Raw genomic sequence first — 16,336 nt, 5'->3', positions numbered from 1 at the left:
ACGATTCAAAATAGAGTTCTCTTATGGCACGCCCTTTTAAACAGCAACGTGATACTACCCGAAAAGCCCCGCAAGCCGCCCCAGTGGAGGTGGATGCTGATGGTGTAGCGTTGCCGCAACATACACAACGGTTACATAAGCTGTTGGCATTGGCAGGCTTGGGTTCTCGCCGTGATATGGAAGAGCTGATTGCCAATGGTCGTGTGACGATCAATGGGCAAACTGCGCAAGTGGGTGCAGGGGTGACTGCGCATGATATGGTGCGTGTAGATGGCCGTCCATTGCGACTACCATTTGAAGCGGAATTGCCTCAAGTATTGATTTACCACAAGCCGGAAGGCGAGATTGTGAGTCAGGATGACCCGGAAGGCCGTGCCACCGTATTTGATAAGTTGCCACGGATTAAGCAAGGTAAGTGGATTGCGATTGGCCGCTTGGATATCAATACCAGCGGCTTGTTGATTTTTACTAACTCCGGCGAGTTGGCCAACCGTTTTATGCATCCACGTTATGAAGTGGAGCGCGAATACGCGGTACGCGTGTTTGGTGAGTTGACGGAAGAGCAAATGGCCATGCTGACCCAAGGCATTGAGTTAGAAGACGGCCCTGCCAGTTTTGATCGTATCATTGCACAAGGGGGCGAGGGCGCAAATCATTGGTATCAAGTCATTATCCGTGAGGGCCGTAATCGTGAGGTGCGTCGCCTATTTGAGGCGTTTCAGTTACCAGTCAGCCGTTTAATGCGTGTACGCTTTGGCCCAGTAAATTTACCTCCGCGCGTGAAGCGTGGCAGCATGTTAAAGCTGGAACAAAAGCAAGTGGTGGAGTTATTAGAGTGGGCAGGTTTACCTGTACCCAAAGCGCCACTTAAACAGCTGACGCAGCGTGAGAAAGACAAAGCGACTACAGTGTTTGTGCCTAAAGTACGTAAGCAGCGCGGCAGTGTATTGAACCGTGTGCCACGCGAGTTGGATGCAGAAGGCTCAGCGCGACCCAATACAACCCGATCTGGTGCAGCACGTGAAGGCGCTAAATTCGGCAGTAAAGAGTCATCAGATCGTACATCAAATGGTCGAGACAATGCTGCTAGAAAACCTAGCGCTAAAAAACCAGTCAATCGCCGTATTCGACAGTCGACCGATTTGGCGCCACCAGCTATGCAAAAGAAAAGCGATAGGAATCGCGGGCGCGGCTAGCTCGACTCAGTTATGCCGCGCCTAGCAGCTCGGCCTTGGTGAGTAGAAATACGAACTGGTTGCCAGATGCAACCTCTAGCCAAGTAAATGGCAAGTTAGGATACGCGTCTAGCAAGGCCTCACGGTTATGCCCAATTTCCACCACCAAAATCCCATCATCGTTCAAATACTGCGCGGCCTCACGTAATAGCGTGTGCGTGTGATCCAATCCGGCAGTGCCGCTTCCTAATGCAAGTTGCGGCTCATTGCGATACTCCGCTGGCAATTCCGCCATGCTAGGCGCATCCACATAAGGCGGGTTGCTAATAATCACATCGTAAGTCTTGCCAGTCAGTGCGCCAAACATGTCGGATTGAATCGCATGCACTTGCTGCTGCAAGCCATAGTTAGCAATATTAATATTGGCCACTGCAATCGCATCCGGTGAAATATCTACTACATCCACCTGCGCATTCGGGAAAGTGTCGGCAAGTAAAATGCCTAAACAGCCGCTGCCTGTACAAATATCGGCAACGGATTCCACCATCTCTGGAAACTCAATCCAAGGCTGAAAGCCATCCTCTAGCAATTCGGCAATAAAAGAGCGCGGTACAATCACACGCTCATCGACGTAGAATTTAAAGCCGCGCAACCAAGCCTCCCGTACCAAGTAAGCGGTAGGCACACGTTTGGTAATGCGCTGCTCAAGCAAATGATGCAATTGCTTGCGTTCAGGTTCTGTCAACTTTGCATCCAAAAAGTTATCAAGTGTGTCATGTGGCAAATGCAATGCGCTCATGATTAACCATACTGCTTCGTCATAACTATTATCAGTACCATGACCAAAGAAAATATCTGACTGCTCAAACTGGCTGACGGTGTAACGTAGCCAATCGCGAATAGTGATTAACGATTGCGTAATACTGGGGGAGGCATTCATTTAAGTAAGGTCTTCATGGTGAGTTTGTAAGTTTCTTTGAGTGGCTCAATATCGGCCACGCCCACACACTCGTTGAGTTTGTGGATAGTAGCGTTGAGTGGGCCAAATTCAATCACTTGTTTGCAAATGTCTGCAATAAAGCGGCCATCTGAGGTGCCGCCAGTGGTGGAAAGCTCAGGTGTCACTTGGTAGGCTTGTTGAATGGCTTCGGTAATGGCTTCTACCAAATTGCCACGCGGCGTAATGTAGCTAGGGGAGTGTTCCCATTCCAAATCATATTCCAGTTGGTGTTTATCCAAAATGGCGAGTACGCGCTCTTTTAAATTGGTTTCTGTGCTGCCAGCATTGTTTACTAGAGCGCAATATCTAAAATTGAACAATATTTCAACTTCGCCGGGCACGACATTGGTAGCGCCAGTGCCGCCGTTCATATTACTGATTTGCCAGCTAGTGGGCGGGAAATATTCATTGCCGTGATCCCACACGGTATCTACCATGTCTTTAATGGCAGGGGCCACCAAATGGATAGGGTTTTTGACCAAGTGCGGGTAGGCAATATGGCCTTGTATGCCCTTTACAGTCAGCTTGCCTGAGAGTGAGCCGCGACGGCCATTTTTAATCATGTCGCCCACCACTTTATTGCTAGTGGGTTCGCCCACAATGCAGTAATCAAAATGCTCGTCACGCGCTTTTAAGGCTTCTACTACTTTTACCGTACCATCTACCGCTACGCCTTCTTCATCCGAGGTGATCAGCAAGCCGATTGAGCCCGTGTGGTTTGGATTTTCAGCAATAAACTCTTCTATGCTGGTGATAAATGCTGCCAGTGAAGTTTTCATATCGGCGGCGCCGCGTGCATAGAGCATGCCGTCTTTGATTGTTGGTACAAACGGTGGTGTGTGCCATTTATCCAGAGGGCCGGTCGGCACCACATCGGTATGTCCTGCAAACACAATCAGTGGCGCTGTTGTGCCACGACGTGCATAGAAGTTATCCACATTGCCAAAGCGCATGCGCTCAATCTTAAAGCCCAAGGGCGCAAGGCGTGAAATCATTAACTCCTGACAGCCTGCATCTTCCGGTGTGTTGGATTGGCGCTGAAGTAAGTCAATCGCAAGGTCTAGCGTGTTTGACATGGTGAAGTCTTTCTTATGGACGGTGTGCTATTGGACTATTTTACTGTTTGAATAGCGCACTGTATTCGGTTTCTGAAAATCCTAAAGCAATAATTTTACTGTCTTTTTCTAAAATCGGGCGTTTAATCACAGAAGTTTTTGCGGACATCAATGCAATTGCGCTGGCGTTGTCTATAATACTTTGCTTGGTTGTATCGTCTAACCCACGCCAGGTGAGGCCAGCACGGTTAATCAGTTTGGAATCTGGTAGTTGGTCTAGCCAAGCTTGGAGCTTTTTTGGTGAAATGCCTTGTTTTTTAAAGTCGTGAAATTCATAGGCGATGTGGTGGGTATCTAACCAGTCACGTGCTTTTTTAACGGTGTTGCAATTGGGTATGCCGTACAGTTTCATCCCCACTCCCTAAAATCTAAAACGCTATTTTATCAGGGAGTTTGCTATGGATGCGGAAATGCTTAGGTATCTTCGGGGTAGGCTTCTTGAGGTAAGTAGTCGTTAATCGAATACTCACCCACTTCGCTGAAACGATGATTGAGCGTGTGGTAGATCGTAAATAGCTGCGCGGTTGGCACCGGTTTGGAAAAGAAATAACCTTGCATCTGATCGCAACCCGTTGTGGTAAGCGCTTGGCGTTGTTCATCGGTTTCCACACCTTCAGCCACCACCGTTAAATTAAGCGCGTGGGCTAACTTGACCACCGCATCTACAATGGCAAGCGCAGAGCTATATTTGGCCACACCAGAAGTAAATGATTTGTCTAATTTCACTTCGCTGACTTCTAGATTCTGCAAGTAAGTCAGGCTGAATGGATGTAAGCCAAAGTCATCAATGGACACTTTGAGGTGTGCAAATTTGAATTTAGAGAGCAATTTTTTAAACTGATTCTGGTTATGAATCGCGTGCGTTTCAGATATCTCGAAAATAAGGCTTTGCGGAGGCACTTGATATTGTTCCATGACCTTTTTAATGTCATCTACCAAGTACGCATTACGAAACTGCTGGCGCGATAAATTGACGGATAAGCTCAAGGCAATACCGTGCTCACGTGCATCTGCAATGGTTTTACACGCCTGCATCAATACCCAGTTGTTAATCTTGTCAATAAAGCCAAAGCGTTCTGCGGCCTCGATAAAGTAAATAGGCGTGAGCAAGCCTTTGGTCGGGTGGTTCCAGCGCAGCAAGGCTTCTGCACCAGCCGGCGCTTGTGTTTTAGCGATGACTTTAGGTTGAAAGTGCAGTGTGAATTGATCTTTTTCAATCGCATCCAATAGCTCTTTTCTGATTTTTTGCATTTCATCAGAAGCTTGTTCGATTTCAGCATCGTAGAATCTAAATTGATTACGGCCATTTTCTTTGGCTTTGTACATGGCGGCATCAGCGCTTACTTTCAGCTTTTCCAAATTGCCATCGCGCGGATAGATGGCAACGCCTACTGAGCAAGAAATTTCAATTAAATGGCCTTCGATAAAGAATGGCTCTTTGACTGCATCAATCATGCGTTGCACTACTGCTACGATGCTTTCGTGTGCATCAATCTCGCCCAGGATAGCAACAAATTCGTCGCCGCCTGCACGTGCAATGTAATCGCAATTGCGAATAGAAGAGTTAAAGCGTTCGGCAACTTCAATCAGCAATAAATCGCCCACGTGGTGGCCAAATGAGTCGTTCACCGGCTTAAAGTGATCCAAGTCGATATACGCCAGTGCCATGCTGTCATTGAGACGGTCACAACGGTTAGCGGCTAGTTGCAAGTGCTGATTCAACGCATTGCGGTTAGGCAGCTTTGTCAGCGGATCAAACGAATCCAATGTATTGGACGTCGACGTCGTGTTTTTAAAGTTAATACGTTTGGCGATATTGGGGTTCAGGCGATCGTAAAACACCACCACGATAAACGCGGTTAAGAATACAAAAATCAACACCATGGCAAACAGCATGGTAATAAAGCTGGAGTTCAATACACTGCTATCGGTTGCGTATTCGCCTGTGCTTGCAATGCTGGTATTGAAAGCAAGGTGCGTGGAGAGAATGCCAATAGAGATCAGAATAGAAAAGAATGCGCGCACAGAATAACGATGTGCACCCTCATAGCTTTTAAGCCAGTAAAACGTGATGATGCCTAAGATGCCAACGCCAACCGCAATCGCCACTGCCAACATCGCGGGGAGCAATAAAATCTCGAATTGATTTAGCAGCATGGCTTTGGTAAAGAAAATAAAGATACCAAAACCAGCAATACCAGTTTGCAGGCCAGCAAGAATCAAAGAGTAAATGGGTAAAGTATGACGATTGGCTGTATGTAACACAGACACGCCTACCGTACTGGCGCAAATCAGCGCTAACAATAAATACAAATAAGAAAGCTCATGCATGTAGCTGTGGTTGAATGCACGCATATTCATAAAGTGAATGGCGAATAAACCTACGCCAACAAGCGCGGAATACACAGTCAATAATCGTTTGTATTGTCTTGGGCTGGCTTTATATAGAGACGCGACAAAGCCAAACGTGGCAAAGCAAGCCAGGGCACCCGCCATGAGCGAAATCAGCAGTATAGAGCTACTAAATTCTGAAAGCATGTGTTGTCTATATGTTCGGTTTGGATTGAAGTTGCTAGTGATAAGCAATAGACGTGCCAGATTATTTTTTGGTGTGAAATGGTTGGGATAAATGCTTATAAAAACAATAGCTTGAGATTGTTTTTATTGACGCGTAGCGTGATGGGTTTTAACGCTTTTTGATGTGTGTTGTGGTTGTTTTTACCGACGAGAATCGAACGGTTTTAACGGTATTGGTACAGCTAAAAATCGAATGGTGGGATTAACTTTTTGTGGTGTGAACGTGCAGTTTTATGTCGGTGGTACTGAGTTTTTCAATAAAATGAAGGCACATAGATACTGTATATCCATGTGCCTCATTTCACTGCAATGTCTGTAATTTAAGCCATTACCTGACAAGTGCGAGCATGCTTAAATGCCGCGGAGCAATTCGTTGATGCCTACTTTTCCTAGCGTTTTCTCATCGACTTTTTTCACGATCACAGCGCAATACAGGCTGTAGCTACCATCTTTAGATGGTAAGTTACCTGAAACGACAACGGAGCCTGCAGGTACACGGCCATAGAATACATCGCCGGTTTCGCGATCGTAAATTTTGGTGGATTGACCAATGTAAACACCCATTGAAATCACACAGTTGTCTTCAACCACCACACCTTCTACTACTTCTGAACGTGCGCCGATAAAGCAGTTATCGCCAATGATGGTTGGGCCGGCTTGCACTGGCTCTAATACACCACCAATGCCTACGCCACCAGATAAGTGAACGTTCTTACCGATTTGTGCACATGAACCGACTGTGGCCCATGTGTCTACCATGGTGCCATCACCCACGTAAGCGCCAATGTTGACGTAAGATGGCATCAATACTGCGTTCTTGCCGATAAATGAGCCGCGACGGACAATCGCATTGGGTACTACACGGAAACCACCAGCTTTAAAGTCTTCTTCGGTGTAGTCAGCAAATTTTGGCGGCACTTTATCAAAGTATTTAGTACAACCGCCATCTAGCAATACATTGTCTTCTAAACGGAAAGACAGTAGTACCGCTTTTTTGAGCCATTGATGTGTTTCCCATTGTTGGGTATCACCCACGCGTGAGGCTACACGCAGCTTACCTGCATCCAAATCTGCCAGAATAGTTGCCACTGTGGATTTGATTTCAGCAGAAGCGTTGGTAGGGTTGATATTGGCGCGGTCTTCAAATGCTGCCTCGATAATACTTTGACGTGGATCCATAATGTTCTCTTAATCGATGGTTAGAATAGGGTTGAATTTAGAATAAGGTTAAACGGATGCGCAAAAGTGTCGCGCATCAAAAGGTAGCATTTTAAACTAATTGTCTGTACACCAAAAGTTTAAGTGCAAGCTATCTTTGATGATGCTCATGATTAGGCTGTATGGGTATAGCTTTTAAATGAAAAAAAGCACACCGACAGGCGGTGTGCTTTGAAAGTATTTTTTACAGGTGTAAACGCTTATTTGCCTGCTTTTGCTGCCTCATATAGCGGCCTTACTTTTGGTGCAAGCGCTTTCAAATCGGCAATACGATTAGCGCTAGCCGGGTGCGTACTAAAGAATTCAGGCGGTGCGTCTTTCGATTGCGCACTCATTTTTTGCCATAACGTGACGGCTGCATCAGGGTTATAGCCAGCGCGTGCAGCCAGTTCTAGGCCCATCTTGTCAGCTTCACGTTCTTGCTCACGCCCGTTAGGGAGAGAGAAGAATAATTGCGACCCCATGCCAGCGCCTTGTGCGGCTACGCTACCAGCTGTGCCGCCTACCATGGCGGCCAAAGCCTGTAAGCCAAACTCTTGTACATAAGCTTGCGACATACGTTCGCGCCCATGCTCACGCAACGCGTGGGCAATCTCGTGGCCAATCACCGCGCCTAGTTCGTCATCGGTGGCATTGATTTTTTCAACTAAACCAGATAGCACCATGATTTTTCCACCAGGCATACAGTAGGCATTGAGCTGATCATTTTTTTCTACGTTCACTTCCCACTTCCAGTTCACTGCATCGGGGCGGAACACGCCGACTTGTGCAATCAACCGGTTAGAAATACGACGCACACGATCTACCATGGCTTTATCTGCGTTCAGGGTCTTTTTGCTTTCAGCTTCTTTGAGTGTCTGGGTATAAGCCTGCGCAGACATCGTGTCCACACTGCTTGCCGGGAGCAGCATGAATTGAGAGCGTTTTACCCCGGAAACGCTATCTTTGGTGGTGGTGGCACAAGCGACAAGCGTTAGCAGTAGGGTGGAAATGAGTGTGATGTGCAGCGTTTTCATAAAATCTCCTCAAACATTGTTGTGTTGCATTATTGTGGTGATGGTACTAACGCATCAACTTTATTTTGGTTGATTCAGCCATTGGGGCTTTAAATTTTTACTTGCGTACCCAGTTCGACCACGCGATTGGGTGGTAGTTTAAATTGGTTAGTAATGGTTTCTGCGGTGCGGAACATGGCGATAAAAATCTTTTTGCGCCAGATCGACATTTCGGTTTTTTCTTTGGCTAATAAAATTTCTTTGCCGATAAAAAAGGAAGTATCCATCGTATCTAACTCTAGTCCATGCTGGCTACAAAGTAGTAAGTCTCTCGGCAAGTCTGGTTCGTCTTTAAAGCCGTAATTCACCAACACGCGATAGAACTGATAGGGCATCGCCTCTACAGTGACACGTTCCTGTGAGTTGGTGTGAGGAAAGTCAGTAAAACGCACGGTCAGAATAACTACTTTTTCGTGCAACACTTTATTGTGTTTGAGATTGTGTAACAGCGCGTGGGGTACGCCTTCCGGATTAGGCGTCATGAACATGCCGAACCCGCCAACTCTAGTGGGCGGGTGAGCGCCAATGGCATCAATAAAAGGAATCAACTCCATCGACTCGGATTTTAGGCGCGTGTAGAGTAAGCGTCGGCCGGTTTTCCATGTCAGCATGAGTATAAAAATAATAGTGCCGATGATGAGTGGCACCCAGCCGCCGTCAGGAATCTTCAGTACGTTTGCGCCAAAGAAAGCTAAATCCACCGTTAAGAATAACGTGACCAGTAGGCCGGTTTTGAGTTTGCTCCAGCCCCAGATTTCATGGAACACGATGGCTGCCAGTAGTGTCGTAATCACCATGTCACCAGTCACGGCAATACCATACGCTGCTGCTAAATCACCAGAGCTGCCAAAGCTGATGACTAAGACCATGACCGCAACCATTAGCCCCCAGTTTACGCGCGGCATATAGACTTGGCCTTGCTCGCTGGCAGAGGTGTGGGTGACATGCATGCGTGGTAAATACCCAAGCTGTAAAGCTTGGCGAGACACTGAAAATGCGCCGGTAATCACAGCTTGCGAGGCAATCACGGTAGCAAGTGTGGCCAAAATAATCAGTGGGAACAATGCCCAGTCAGGGGCTAGGTGGTAGAACGGATTTTGTACGGTAGCGGCATCATGCAGAATCAGTGCGCCTTGTCCAAAGTAGTTAAGTAATAAGGCTGGCAGCACAAAGCCAAACCAAGCAAGCCGAATCGGCAGTCTACCAAAGTGTCCCATGTCTGCGTACAGCGCTTCTGCACCAGTGACAGCCAGCACCACCGCGCCTAGTGCTACAAAGGCTGTCCAAGGTTGGTGCGCAAAAAAGTTGATGGCGTAGATCGGGTTGAGGGCATTGAGAATGGTGGGGTCGTGTGAGATATTGATTACCCCGAGTACGCCTAGTGTGCCAAACCATAACAGCATGACTGGGCCGAAGAATGCGCCCACCACGGCGGTGCCTTTGCTTTGGGTCCAAAATAAGCCCAGTAGTACGAGTAAGGTAATGGGTACAATCAGTGTATGTAGGCTAGGCGCCGCTACCTCTAAGCCTTCTACCGCAGAAAGTACAGAAATCGCTGGCGTAATCATGCCATCGGCATAAAACATACACGCACCCAAAATGCCTAGCATCATGATTTTGCGTTGCTTGATTGGATTGTGGTCGGCGTTGCGGCTGGCCAATGCCAGTAACGCCATAATGCCGCCTTCACCGCGGTTGTCCGCACGCATAATGAAGGCCACATATTTAATGGAAACGATGAGAATGAGTGCCCAGGTAATCAGCGAAAGAATGCCGTACACGTTTTCTACTGTGAGTGCGATGGGATGATGCCCGACAGAAAATACTTCTTTCATGGTGTACAGTGGGCTGGTGCCGATATCACCAAAAACAACCCCGAGCGCAGCCATGGATAGTACGTGCAGAGGTTGTTTTGCAACAGATTGGTTTTGCATAGATGGCGAGTACGTAGATACCTAATCTAAAGGCGTATGATAAACATATTGAGAAATAAACACACTAGCGCATTCACTAATTTTACAGTTTTCTTGCTAGCTAGTCTTTCTGAATGCGAAACAAAGTAACTTACAACGTAACCAGGAAGTAACTTAGGCAGCCGTTGGCGCAAAAGCTTTCTTCACTCTTTGGAGTGCCACTCTGACAGGACCTTTCAGTTTTCTGAGCTGATATTCCAACTCAGTGAACATGTTTTTAGCAGGATGGTGGTGTACAAACTCGCCAAATGGCTTACCTTCTTTAGAAACCACAAAATAAGGTTTGGGTACGCCAGGGTCATAGTCTTTCAGTGACATGAACTCAAGCACATAAGCCCAGCGTACATCATCTGCAGTCACATTAGGCAATGTTTTATGTAAGGTGAGCGATGAAAACAACAATACATCGCCAGGTTCAGCTTCAATCATCATCGACTGGTCAACCTCACCTTGGTAGCAAGTATGTTTGCCATCAAATGTATGCGGCAAGCGGCCTTTTAGGTGACTCTCCGGAGAAATCAAAATCGTACCGTTTTGTTCTGTAGATTTGGTGACTGCAATCCAAAACTGGAAATGCTCGCAGGAAAGCTCGTTATAGCCGTTATCTTGATGCCATGGAAATACCGGTGCGCCCGGACCTTTGCCTACAGCTTGATCCCAGCGAATCCAAAAGTCGTTGCCAATCAGATGGCGTAATACATCGACCATTTTTTGCTGAGTGATAAAGTTTTGGATATTTTTGCTTTTGTAGAATAAGTTGCTACGAAACTGCATGGCGCCTTTGGATAAGCCACCTTGGCCTTCAGAAGGCTCAGCCTGTAAAATATATTCCAGTAGCGCAGGCATTTCGTCTTGAGCAAAAAAGTGCTTGAGGACGATAAAGCCTTTGTCTTCAAAATCTGACTTTAACTGTGCGAGATCATTGCTGGAATAATTCATAGTCTGTCATCAAAGTAAAAAAGTTGATAATAATTTTTGAAAACAAATGGTTACATAATTAACCAGTGAAGTAAAGGTACGCGAATAGCCATTAAGGGCTATTTTTCTCATGAATTTTTGCGTGAATACCGCCATTCGCAAACGTAATGTGAACCAACTGTTGATGGCTTAACTGATGTACGTCGGAGACCACTGTGTCATGTGCATCTTTCACAATAGCATAGCCGCGGCTGAGCACTTGATTTGGGTTAAGTAGATGGAGACGCTCAGACAGCGATTGCAGGCGGTGCTGGTGAAACCGAAGCTGTCGGTCACCACCGGCTGCAAGTCGGAGTGATAATTGTCGTAAATGGGCTTGAGATGCCTGTATCTTTTGTGTGGGTGAAATGAGGCGTTTTGCCAGATAATCAAGTCGCTGCGTGTGCGTGTGAATCAGTCTTTCGATACGTTGATACATGGTTTTGGTAATTTGTTTTAAATTGTTTTGCAGTGTGACAATGTCGACACAAGCCATCTCCGCTGCAGCTGTGGGCGTTGCTGCACGTAAATCTGCCACAAAATCACAAATAGTAAAGTCCGTTTCGTGCCCCACACCGCTAATGACCGGAATTTGGCTTTGATACACGGCGCGCGCAACGATTTCTTCGTTAAACGACCATAGATCTTCTAAGCTACCGCCACCACGGCACACAATCAATGTATCCACTTCAGCGCGCTGGTTGGCCATATCAATCGCTTCTGCAATGCGTGCTGCTGCACCTTTGCCTTGTACCGGCGTTGGGTAAATAATCACCGGAATATTGGGGTTGCGGCGCTTTAATGTGGTCAGTACATCACGCAGTGCAGCAGCATCAGCAGAAGTCACGATACCAATTGCTTTAGGAAACTGCGGAATCGGCCGCTTTCTCGCGGCATCGAAAAGCCCTTCGGTACTCAATGCTTTTTTCAAGCGCTCGAAGGCTTCAAATAGTGTGCCCAAGCCAGCTTTTTGAATAAATTCTACGGTCAGCTGAAAGTCGCCTCTGGCTTCGTATAGCGTTACTGTGGCGCGCGCTTCGATTTTATCGCCTTCTCTTGGCATAAAATCGACGTAGCTATTGCGGCCTTTAAACATCACACAACGTACTTGCGCGCCTGCATCCTTTAATGAAAAGTACCAGTGGCCGGAAGCGGCACGTGTGAAATTGGAAACTTCACCGGAGACCCAAAACAGCGGAAAACTCATTTCGAGGATTTCGCGCGCGAGACGATTCAATTCACTGACGGTGAGGATTTTTTGTTGCGGAGTGCTGTCAGAAACTGCCATAGGCGTTATTATCCATTACAATTTCGTTTTGTTAAACCGTATTTATGCAAGAAAGACCACGCAATGACATCCTGTATCTCACGCTGCTTAAAAGGTAAATCTGGTTATTTGGTTGGATTTGCTGCCTGCTTTGCTATTGTTATGTTGGCTTTGGTTGTGCAGACGACTTATCATTTAGAGCCTTGCCCGTTGTGTATTTCACAGCGTATCGTCTTTATGAGCTTGGGGGTATTGTTTTTAATCGCTGCCTTTATTCCACCTGCTCATGTGTTGAAAAAAATATTCGCACTATTGCAAGTGCTTACAGCGCTAGGCGGTGCAGGGGTTGCGATTCGACACTGGTATTTGCAAGCCAATAAAGAAAGCATGATTGCCGATTGTGGCGTGGGTTTTGATTATATGTTTGAAAATTTTCCGCTACAAAAAGCATTCAAATTGCTGTTTCGCGGTACCGGAGATTGCGCTGCCATTGATTGGACGTTGCTTGGGTTAACGCTGCCGCAATTAGCCTTGATTTGCTTTGTAGGATTTGCCGGCTACGCTATCTGGTTGCTAAAAAGTGCCAAAGCATGAGTGAGCGCGACATACATAATGCGGAACCTTCTGCATTAAGAGGCTGGCTGGCAAGCCTTAAACTAGGTGGGATAGCTTTTTTGCTGTTTATATTGGCCTGTTTACTCTACGGTTGGTTTAATCCTTTTACGTTTTGGCATGCGTATGCTGATGCCGGACGTAATTCAAGTATTGCCCATGCGCTATATTATGGCGTGTTTGTTGGGCCGGTTATTGTTGCAGTTGTAACGTTACTGGCCAGATTTGTGATGAAGAAATGAATATAAAAACACCAAATTTTAAAACATTAGATGATTTTGTAGGCAATACGCCTTTGGTTGCTCTGCAACGCATGAACCCGAACAAGAGCAATACCATTTTGCTGAAACTTGAAGGCAATAATCCGGCTGGTTCAGTCAAAGATCGCCCAGCCTATAGCATGATTAAACGGGCAGAGGCACGCGGGGATATTAAACCTGGTGATACCTTGATTGAAGCAACCAGCGGCAACACCGGCATTGCATTGGCCATGGTAGCCGCCATGCGGGGCTATAAAATGGTGTTGGTGATGCCGGAAAACCAAAGCGTGGAGCGCAGGCAAAGCATGAAAGCCTACGGCGCGGAATTGGTGCTGACCCCTAAAGATGGCAGCATGGAATTGGCGCGGGATGTCGCAATGAAGCTGCAGGCCGAGGGTGAGGGTATTGTGCTGGATCAGTTTGGCAATATGGATAATCCCCAAGCGCATTACGAAGGTACTGGCCCTGAAATCTGGCGTGATACCGAAGGGCAAGTTACACATTTTGTCTCTAGCATGGGCACCACCGGGACCATCATGGGGACTTCGCGCTATTTAAAAGAGCAGAACCCCAATATCCAAATCATTGGTGTGCAACCGGAAGAAGGTTCGCAGATTCCAGGGATTCGTAAATGGCCTGAAGAGTACATGCCGACCATCTACGACCCGAAACGCGTGGATGAGTTACGCTATGTCAGTCAGCAACAGGCGGAGAACGTGACACGAAAACTGGCGGTAGAAGAAGGTATCTTTGCTGGTATCTCTAGTGGTGGTGCGTTATATAGTGCATTACAGCTTTCCAGAGAAGTCAATAATGCCGTGATTGTGAGTATTGTGTGCGACAGGGGTGACAGATATCTGTCGACAGGCGTGTTCCCGGCGTAGTGATGTGGCGCGTAGCCCTTATTGGTGTGTTGTGGTGTGCAAACGCGTATGCACTCACCGGGGTTAGCATCACGGCAGATAGCATTACTTACGATGAAGCCGTACTGGCCGATGCCAAAGTGACGTTGGATTTGTCTGGCAATGAACAGGCAATTGTTGATGCCAAGACCTTGCAATATGGAACGGCTCGGCTAGACGATGCACATATTCTGCTGGATTTAAAAGCCAATACGACCTTACTGGTGAAAGCGCGACAAATCTCTTCCCCACAGTTTGATGCGCGCAATCCTACTATTTATCTGGATTACCGTCAGACAACCTTACAGCCCACATTAAGCTTTAACGCAGAGATTAAGCCGCTGTCAGATAAGCAGTGGGCTAACTTCAGTTTGCATTGCTTGATTCCACCCAACAAACAAAAAGATACTTGGCATTGTGTAGATGGCTTATATGTAGGCGAGCGCACACGTGTACCGTTTACCATTGATTTTTTACCGCAGCCTAACGGTTTGGAAGCAGATATCCAGTTCAAGCAGGTCAGTTTTAGTGATGAATCTGGGCTGCATGCAGGCGATAAGCTAACTGGTAGCGTCAAATTATCAGCCCAGTTAGTCAAGTCTAAATGGTCGTGGAAGGGTGTGTTCAGCTGGAAAGAAGGCGAGTTGTTCTGGCAACCATTCTATTTTGGCCAGGCCGGCAATCAGTTTGATATTCAAGGGACATATCAAGCCCCCATGCTCAATATTCAGCAGGCCAACTTGCAAATCAACGGCGTAGGCCAACTCTCGGCAAGCGCCGATATTAATGTACAAACCAAAGCGTTTAACGACATTAAAGTGAAAGCGCGTGATGTCGATTTTGCTGGGTTGTATCAGACATTTATCCAACCGATGGCACAGAAGTCGGTGTTTGGTAATTTGCGCGTATCAGGCAAAGCAGACTGGGAGTTTGAAGTAAAAGATTTGCAACCGCAAAACTTTGAACTGAATATCGAGAACGCCAATATCGAAGACTTGAATGGAAAGTTCGGTTTTACCAATCTTAATGCGCATATCCCTTGGGATTACAACCAAGCCAAACAGATATTTCTGGCGTATGAGCGTGGACATTTGCTCAAGCTGCCTTTGGGCCTTACGCATCTAGCAGCAGAAGTAAACCGCTATTCGATTGTGACACCACAATTGAACCTCCCCATTTTAGATGGTGCGTTGCAGTTTGAAGATGTGTCTGCCGCTTGGGTAGGCAATGGCATGGTGTGGCACTTACAAATGAAGCTACAGCCCATTAGCATGAATAGCTTTAGCAAAGCGTTGGGCTGGCCGGAAATGAAAGGGCACATCGATGGTCAAATCCCATTGATCACTTACGCTAATCAACAACTGAATATGGACGGCCAAATGCGGTTTAATATGTTCAACGGCATGGTCGCCATGTCGGATCTGCGCATAGACCGCCCGATTGGTGTGGCGCCTAAACTCTATGCCAACCTGACCATGCGCGATATTGACTTGGGTGATTTGACACGTACTTTTAATTTTGGCTCGATTGAAGGCAAGCTGGAAGGCGATGTCAAAGATTTACGATTGGAGAATTGGAAGCCGGTGTACATGGATGCGATTATTCAAACAGCGGATGGCAAGCATCTGAAAAAGGTCTCGCAACGCGCGGTGGAAAACATCACCGCTTTAGGGGGCGAAGGTACGGCTGCTGCGTTACAACGTACGTTTTTGCGATTTTTTAAAGAGTTTAACTACGAAAAAATTGGGTTAAGCTGTCAATTAAGGCAGGATATTTGCAAAATGGGCGGGGTGGAGTCAACGCCAAGTGGCTTTGTCATCGTTAAAGGTAAAGGTGCACCTACCGTGAATGTGAATGGTTATACGCAATATGTCAGCTGGAAAGATCTGCTGGCCAGAATGCAACGCATTACCGACGGTAATACCAAGGCTGTCGTACAATAAGCCATCGCACATTTAGGCGATGATGTAGGGAGTAATCCAGTGGAATCAAAAGGAACCAGAATGAGACGCAGACAAATTGAATTTGGGAAAACTTGGCTGGTAATAGCAGGGTTGTTAGCGGTAGTAGCGCTGCCGGCATGCGTGACCATCAATATATATTTCCCGGCAGCGGCGGCAGAAAAAGCGGCAGACAAAATCATCGATGAAGTCTGGCAACTGAAACAAGAGCAAGAGGGGGCGCAAAATCCTCCTGCAGCGGCGCCCACCACCACGACACCCTAA

General features: G+C 46.9%; 15 protein-coding genes. 6 read left to right on the top strand and 9 right to left on the bottom strand.

Annotation, left to right across the window (positions count from 1 at the left end; genetic code table 11):
* Positions 1-23: 23 nt before the first annotated feature.
* Complete coding sequence (gene rluB / locus FG11_RS07225) at positions 24-1,196, top strand: 23S rRNA pseudouridine(2605) synthase RluB (protein ID WP_025224573.1); 1,173 nt, start codon at positions 24-26, stop codon at positions 1,194-1,196.
* 10 nt (positions 1,197-1,206) lie between these two features.
* Here rluB and prmB read toward each other — a convergent pair whose 3' ends face one another.
* The 9 genes from prmB to xseA form a co-directional block, all read right to left on the bottom strand.
* A complete protein-coding gene (prmB, locus tag FG11_RS07220; protein ID WP_025224572.1) occupies positions 1,207-2,115 on the bottom strand; it encodes a 50S ribosomal protein L3 N(5)-glutamine methyltransferase in 909 nt (302 codons plus the stop codon).
* On the bottom strand, positions 2,112-3,251 hold the full coding sequence (gene dapE, locus FG11_RS07215) for a succinyl-diaminopimelate desuccinylase (protein WP_047534011.1): 1,140 nt from the start codon (positions 3,249-3,251) through the stop codon (positions 2,112-2,114). The genes prmB and dapE overlap by 4 nt, the downstream gene beginning before the upstream one ends.
* 40 nt (positions 3,252-3,291) lie before the next feature.
* Positions 3,292-3,642, bottom strand: a complete 351-nt coding sequence (locus FG11_RS07210) for an ArsC family reductase (RefSeq protein ID WP_047534009.1) — start codon at positions 3,640-3,642, stop codon at positions 3,292-3,294.
* 62 nt (positions 3,643-3,704) lie between these two features.
* Positions 3,705-5,786, bottom strand: a complete 2,082-nt coding sequence (locus FG11_RS07205; RefSeq protein WP_235276356.1) for a bifunctional diguanylate cyclase/phosphodiesterase — start codon at positions 5,784-5,786, stop codon at positions 3,705-3,707.
* Between the two features lie 432 nt (positions 5,787-6,218).
* The gene (gene dapD, locus FG11_RS07200; RefSeq protein WP_047534007.1) at positions 6,219-7,046 is read right to left on the bottom strand and encodes a 2,3,4,5-tetrahydropyridine-2,6-dicarboxylate N-succinyltransferase; all 828 of its coding nucleotides are present in this window, start codon (positions 7,044-7,046) and stop codon (positions 6,219-6,221) included.
* 239 nt (positions 7,047-7,285) lie between these two features.
* Positions 7,286-8,101, bottom strand: a complete 816-nt coding sequence (locus FG11_RS07195) for a M48 family metallopeptidase (protein WP_047534005.1) — start codon at positions 8,099-8,101, stop codon at positions 7,286-7,288.
* Between the two features lie 89 nt (positions 8,102-8,190).
* Positions 8,191-10,074, bottom strand: coding sequence for a potassium transporter Kup (locus tag FG11_RS07190; protein ID WP_020182396.1), 1,884 nt, complete (start codon positions 10,072-10,074; stop codon positions 8,191-8,193).
* A gap of 153 nt (positions 10,075-10,227) precedes the next feature.
* Positions 10,228-11,052 (bottom strand): phytanoyl-CoA dioxygenase family protein, encoded by an 825-nt coding sequence (locus FG11_RS07185; RefSeq protein ID WP_020182395.1) that lies wholly within the window; start codon positions 11,050-11,052, stop codon positions 10,228-10,230.
* 91 nt (positions 11,053-11,143) lie between these two features.
* Complete coding sequence (gene xseA, locus FG11_RS07180) at positions 11,144-12,358, bottom strand: exodeoxyribonuclease VII large subunit (protein WP_047534003.1); 1,215 nt, start codon at positions 12,356-12,358, stop codon at positions 11,144-11,146.
* Positions 12,359-12,421: 63 nt separating this feature from the next.
* On the opposite strand from xseA, the gene FG11_RS07175 reads away from it, so the two are divergent.
* Genes FG11_RS07175 through FG11_RS07155 form a run of 5 tightly spaced genes read left to right on the top strand, consistent with a single transcriptional unit; the run spans position 12,422 to position 16,336 of the window.
* On the top strand, positions 12,422-12,931 hold the full coding sequence (locus FG11_RS07175; RefSeq protein WP_047534001.1) for a disulfide bond formation protein B: 510 nt from the start codon (positions 12,422-12,424) through the stop codon (positions 12,929-12,931).
* Positions 12,928-13,191 (top strand): hypothetical protein, encoded by a 264-nt coding sequence (locus FG11_RS07170; RefSeq protein WP_020182392.1) that lies wholly within the window; start codon positions 12,928-12,930, stop codon positions 13,189-13,191. The genes FG11_RS07175 and FG11_RS07170 overlap by 4 nt, the downstream gene beginning before the upstream one ends.
* On the top strand, positions 13,188-14,093 hold the full coding sequence (cysM, locus tag FG11_RS07165; RefSeq protein WP_047533999.1) for a cysteine synthase CysM: 906 nt from the start codon (positions 13,188-13,190) through the stop codon (positions 14,091-14,093). The genes FG11_RS07170 and cysM overlap by 4 nt, the downstream gene beginning before the upstream one ends.
* Before the next feature lie 2 nt (positions 14,094-14,095).
* Positions 14,096-16,054, top strand: coding sequence for a hypothetical protein (locus tag FG11_RS07160; protein WP_052184972.1), 1,959 nt, complete (start codon positions 14,096-14,098; stop codon positions 16,052-16,054).
* 60 nt (positions 16,055-16,114) lie between these two features.
* Positions 16,115-16,336, top strand: a complete 222-nt coding sequence (locus FG11_RS07155; RefSeq protein ID WP_025224565.1) for a hypothetical protein — start codon at positions 16,115-16,117, stop codon at positions 16,334-16,336.

The sequence above is a fragment of the Methylotenera sp. N17 genome (assembly GCF_000799155.1).
Taxonomy (GTDB): Bacteria; Pseudomonadota; Gammaproteobacteria; order Burkholderiales; family Methylophilaceae; genus Methylophilus.
The sequence above is the reverse complement of the archived record's forward strand: the minus strand, read 5'-3'. Positions and strand labels throughout refer to the sequence as shown.